The 1,995-nt window shown below is 65.0% G+C and carries 3 protein-coding genes; all 3 read left to right on the top strand.

The genetic code is table 11. The annotated features are described in order from the left end of the window. Positions 1-503: dTDP-4-dehydrorhamnose 3,5-epimerase (rfbC, locus tag PVW27_RS21415; protein ID WP_274561229.1), on the top strand; the 503-nt coding region annotated here is incomplete at its 5' end. Positions 504-506: 3 nt separating this feature from the next. Continuing rightward, a complete protein-coding gene (gene rfbB, locus PVW27_RS21410) occupies positions 507-1,556 on the top strand; it encodes a dTDP-glucose 4,6-dehydratase (RefSeq protein WP_274561228.1) in 1,050 nt (349 codons plus the stop codon). Further along, positions 1,553-1,995: SDR family oxidoreductase (locus PVW27_RS21405; RefSeq protein WP_274561225.1), on the top strand; the 443-nt coding region annotated here is incomplete at its 3' end. The genes rfbB and PVW27_RS21405, both read left to right, overlap by 4 nt.

Raw genomic sequence — 1,995 nt, 5'->3', positions numbered from 1 at the left:
CGCGCGGCTTCTTTTCGGAAAGCTGGAATCGCAAGACTCTGGCCGCGCATGACATCACCTTTGATTTCGTGCAGGACAATCATTCCCTCTCCGCCCGCGTCGGCACCGTGCGCGGTCTGCATTTCCAGTCGCCCCCCCATGCACAGGCCAAGCTGGTGCGCTGCGGCAAGGGGCGGCTTTTCGACGTGGCCGTGGATATCCGGCGCGGCTCGCCCACCTATGGCCAATGGATCGGCGAGGAATTGTCCTTCGAGAACGGCCGCCAGCTGCTGATTCCCGAAGGATTCCTGCACGGTTTCGTCACCCGCGAACCCGACACGGAAATCATCTACAAATGCACCGATTATTACGCGCCGGACTGTGACGGCGCGATCCGCTTTGACGACCCCGACATCGGCATCGACTGGGGCCTGCCCGACGGGGTCGAGGCGCTCTTGTCCGACAAGGACGCGAAGGCGCCGCTGCTGCGCGATTTCGAAACACCATTCGTCTACGAGGGCTGAGGCATGAAACTTCTGGTAACGGGTGGCGCGGGCTTCATCGGGTCCGCCGTGGTGCGGCTTGCGGTGGCACGGGGGCATCAGGTGGTCAATCTGGATGCGCTGACCTATGCCGCCTGTCTCGACAACGTGGCCAGCGTGGCGGACAGCCCGTCCTACGCCTTCGAACATGCCGATATCCGCGACCGCGCCGCGCTGGACCGCATCTTCGCCGTGCACAAACCCGACGCTGTGATGCACCTTGCTGCCGAAAGCCACGTGGACCGCTCCATCGACGGACCGGGCGACTTCATCGAGACGAACATCACCGGCACCTACAACATGCTCGAAGCCGCGCGCAGCCATTGGACAGCGCAGGGCAGGCCCGACAGCTTCCGCTTCCACCATATCTCCACGGATGAGGTGTTCGGCTCTCTCCCCGCCGATCCATCGGTGAAATTCACCGAAGACACGCCCTATGACCCACGCTCGCCCTATTCCGCGTCGAAAGCCGCCAGCGACCATCTGGTGCGCGCATGGCACGAAACCTATGGCCTGCCCGTGGTGCTGACCAATTGCTCCAACAATTACGGCCCCTATCACTTCCCCGAAAAGCTGGTCCCCGTGATCATCCTCAACGCGCTCGCGGGCAAACCCCTGCCGATCTATGGCGACGGCTCCAACATCCGCGACTGGCTCTTTGTCGAGGATCACGCCGACGCCCTCCTCTTGGTGCTGGAAAAGGGCGCGCAGGGCCGCAGCTACAATATCGGCGGCGAGAACGAGCGGACCAACCTCGAACTCGTCCGCACCCTCTGCGGTATTCTCGACGATCTGCGGCCGAAACCCGCGGGCAGCTACGCCGATCAGATCACCTTCGTGACCGACCGCCCCGGCCATGACGCGCGCTATGCCATCGACCCCACGCGCATACGCGCCGAACTGGGCTGGCGTCCCTCGGTCACTGTCGAAGAGGGTCTGCGCCGCACCGTGCAATGGTATCTGGATAACGAGGCGTGGTGGAAACCCTTGCAAGCCCGCCACGGCGTCGGCCAGCGTCTGGGGACCAAGGCATGATCCGCGTTCTGGTTTTCGGCCAGACCGGACAGGTCGCCACCGAACTGGCCCGTCAGGCCACCCCCGACATGGCCATGACCTGCCTTGGCCGCGACCGCGCCGATCTCTCGGATCCCGCCGCCTGCGCCGCCGTCATCGCCGCCTCTGACGCCGATGTGGTGATCAACGCGGCCGCCTATACGGCCGTGGACCGCGCCGAAACCGAAGAAGCCCTCGCCACCACGATCAACGGCACCTCCCCCGGTGCCATGGCCCGCGCCTGCGCCGCGCGCGGCATCCCCTTCCTACATATATCGACCGATTACGTCTTTGACGGCAGCGGAACCCGCCCATGGCAGCCCGATGACGCGACCGGCCCGCTGGGCGCCTATGGCCGCTCCAAACTGACCGGGGAAGAGGCCGTCCGCGCCGCAGGTGGCCCCCATGCCATCCTGCGCAC

The sequence above is a fragment of the Seohaeicola sp. 4SK31 genome (genome assembly GCF_028802875.1).
In the GTDB taxonomy this organism is placed as follows: Bacteria; Pseudomonadota; Alphaproteobacteria; order Rhodobacterales; family Rhodobacteraceae; genus Seohaeicola.
Note: the sequence above shows the minus strand (reverse complement) of the source record. Positions and strands in the feature narration are given on the sequence as shown.